The organism is Phocaeicola fibrisolvens (assembly GCF_025567125.1).
In the GTDB taxonomy this organism is placed as follows: domain Bacteria; phylum Bacteroidota; class Bacteroidia; order Bacteroidales; family Bacteroidaceae; genus Phocaeicola; species Phocaeicola fibrisolvens.
The window spans coordinates 1-2,906 of record NZ_JAOQJI010000093.1 but is presented as its reverse complement, the minus strand read 5'-3'; the positions used below and the strand labels follow the sequence as shown (position 1 = coordinate 2,906).

The window sequence follows — 2,906 nt, the reverse complement described above, 5'->3', positions numbered from 1 at the left end:
CGCTGCATCTGAATCCTTCAATGCAAAAATAAAGAGCTTCCGTTCGCAGTTCAGGGGAGTAAAGGACAAGGCCTTCTTTTTGTTCAGACTGGCTAAAATTTAGGCTTAATCAACGAATCCCTCAGATTTTTACGTTGAGCCAAAATTTATGCTTAATCAACGAATCCCTCAGATTTTTACGTTGAGCCGACTTTATGATGGTAAACCAACGTATAAATACGAAAAAAGCGACTATCTTTTTAAGATAATCGCTTGATTTTCTGGTGATCCGCTTGGGGCTCGAACCCAAGACCCCAACATTAAAAGTGTTGTGCTCTACCTGCTGAGCTAGCGAATCAATCCTTTATTTGCCTCGGTTATTTCCCGATTGCGAGTGCAAAGGTAGGTATTTTTGTAATAACTACCAAATATTACCCCCATATTTTTTAAATATTTTTTCACTTAGAGGTATAGCACATTGTTTTCCAACTACTTACAATTTTCTTTCTTTAATGCTTTTTGATAGCAACAACGACACAACGGCTCATATTCTTCTTTCTCACCTAGCAGCACCCGTTTATCATTCAATACAGTACGATGCGAAACATAAGCCAAATTTCCACATTTCACACAAATGGCATGCACCTTTGTCACCTCATCGGCTATGGCACACAAAGCTGGAATGGGGCCAAACGGTACTCCTTTAAAATCCATGTCAAGTCCTGCAATGATAACCCGAATACCCTGATTAGCCAACTCGTTGCAGACAGCAGGCAACCCGTCATCAAAGAACTGCGCTTCATCAATCCCCACCACATCTATTTCCGAGGTAAACAAAAGGATGCTTGCTGAAGAATCAATAGGGGTAGATTTTATGCTATTATTGTCATGTGAAACCACATCTTCCTCCGAATAACGGGTATCTATGGCCGGTTTGAATATTTCCACCCGCTGATGTGCGAAAGTAGCCCTCCGCAAACGCCGTATCAGCTCTTCCGTTTTACCTGAAAACATAGAACCGCATATCACTTCAATTCTTCCTCTCCGGCAAGTTTCTTCCCGGTGGTCTTCTGAGAATACTACCATATTATCTTTTTTAATATAAACAGGTGCAAAATTACAACGATAGGTTGAAACCACCGAAAAATCGGCGTTTTTTTATTAATAGTGGCGAAAAGGATAATTAAAGAGAAAACTTCTGTTAAATGTTTGTCAAATCACGCGCGCAAAAAAGAAAACTTTTTACCTTTGCTTTATCACATGCAAGAAAAGAAAATGGGAAAACTATATGTTGTACCTACTCCGGTAGGAAACATGGAGGACATGACTTTCCGGGCAATCCGTGTTCTGAAAGAAGCGGACCTGATTTTGGCAGAAGATACACGCACGTCGGGTATCCTTTTAAAACATTATGAAATAAAGAATGCCATGCAATCGCATCATAAATTCAATGAACACCAGACCGTAGAGAGTATTGTCAATCGGATAAAAGGAGGACAAACCGTTGCTTTGATTTCCGATGCCGGAACACCAGGTATATCCGACCCAGGCTTTCTGGTCGTACGGGAATGCATCCGAAATGGAATTGAGGTACAATGTCTTCCAGGAGCTACAGCTTTTGTACCCGCACTCGTATCTTCTGGCCTGCCAGACGAACGCTTCTGTTTTGAGGGTTTCCTTCCACAGAAGAAAGGCCGAATGACTCGACTGAACGCATTGAAAGAGGAAACCCGCACAATGATTTTCTACGAGTCTCCTTACCGCCTAGTCAAAACACTCACCCAGTTTGCTGAAATATTCGGTGCCGAACGCCCTGTTTCAGTTTGTCGTGAAATCTCCAAAATACATGAAGAAAGTGTACGGGGTACTTTACAGGAAGTTATTACCCACTTCACAGAGACTGAACCAAGAGGAGAAATCGTCATCATACTGGGAGGAAAAGAAAACTAAATTATAATTCTAAATAAAAAAACTATGAGAAAGGTTGTTTTATCTGCTTTATGTGCTGCCGCATTACTGACAGCATGTAACAATTCCGGTCAGGACAAAAGCACATTGCAAGCTCAGAATGATTCACTGATGCTTGAACTTTCCAACCGCGACACAGAGCTGGACGAAATCATGGGGTCTTTTAATGAAATTCAGGAAGGATTCCGTGAAATCAATGAAGCCGAAAACCGTGTAGACCTGAAAGAAGGTACCCTCGAAAGCCAATCGGCTGCCGACAAAATAAAAGAAGACATCCGCTTTATCAGCGAAAAACTGAAATCGAACCGTGAGCAGATTGCCAAACTGGAAGCACAACTGAAAAACAGCAATTACCAGTCCGCACAACTGAAAAAAGCCATCAAAAACCTGACTGCAGAACTGGCTGCCAAGCAACAACAAATTGAAACATTACAGGCAGAACTGGCTGCCAAGAACATCCGTATCGCCGAACTTGACGAAGCGGTCATGGACTTGAACAAAAACGTAGATGAACTGAGCGCTGAAAACGAGGCCAAGACAAAGACAGTGGAAGCACAAGACCAAGCACTGAACACTGCCTGGTATGTATTCGGTACGAAATCTGAACTGAAAGACCAGAAAATCCTGAAAAAAGGTGATGTACTAAAGGACAATGAGTTCAATAAAGACTACTTCACTCAGATTGATATCCGCAAGGAAAAAGAAATCAAACTGTACTCCAAACGGGCTGAACTACTGACTACTCATCCTCAGGGGTCATACGAACTCGTAAAAGATGACAAAGGACAGCTTACTTTAAAAATTAACAATCCGAATGAATTCTGGAGCGTATCACGCTATCTGGTAATTCAGGTAAGATAAATTCAAAATCTTTTACATAAAAGAGGCCGTCTCAAAATGAATTGAGATGGCCTCTGTCGTTTCATATCAGATTGAAGTCGTTTGGATTTTCCTCAAAA

The 2,906-nt window shown here is 41.5% G+C and carries 3 protein-coding genes, 1 tRNA gene and 1 pseudogene; 3 read left to right on the top strand and 2 right to left on the bottom strand.

Annotated elements, in window-relative coordinates:
- Positions 1-103, top strand: a pseudogene (locus OCV81_RS17800) (ISAon1 family transposase); the annotation flags it as partial.
- 158 nt (positions 104-261) lie between these two features.
- On the opposite strand, the gene OCV81_RS17555 reads toward OCV81_RS17800, so the two are convergent.
- Both OCV81_RS17555 and OCV81_RS17550 read right to left on the bottom strand, forming a co-directional pair.
- Positions 262-337, bottom strand: a tRNA-Lys gene (locus tag OCV81_RS17555).
- A 131-nt stretch (positions 338-468) separates the two neighbouring features.
- Positions 469-1,065, bottom strand: a complete 597-nt coding sequence (locus OCV81_RS17550) for a thymidine kinase (RefSeq protein WP_148331120.1) — start codon at positions 1,063-1,065, stop codon at positions 469-471.
- Positions 1,066-1,254: 189 nt separating this feature from the next.
- Here OCV81_RS17550 and rsmI point away from each other — a divergent pair, with 189 nt between their 5' ends.
- Together rsmI and OCV81_RS17540 are read left to right on the top strand one after the other, a co-directional pair.
- Positions 1,255-1,929, top strand: a complete 675-nt coding sequence (rsmI, locus tag OCV81_RS17545; protein WP_148331119.1) for a 16S rRNA (cytidine(1402)-2'-O)-methyltransferase — start codon at positions 1,255-1,257, stop codon at positions 1,927-1,929.
- A gap of 24 nt (positions 1,930-1,953) precedes the next feature.
- A complete protein-coding gene (locus OCV81_RS17540; RefSeq protein WP_148331118.1) occupies positions 1,954-2,808 on the top strand; it encodes a Cbp1 family collagen-binding glycoprotein adhesin in 855 nt (284 codons plus the stop codon).
- The last annotated feature ends 98 nt before the right edge of the window (positions 2,809-2,906 follow it).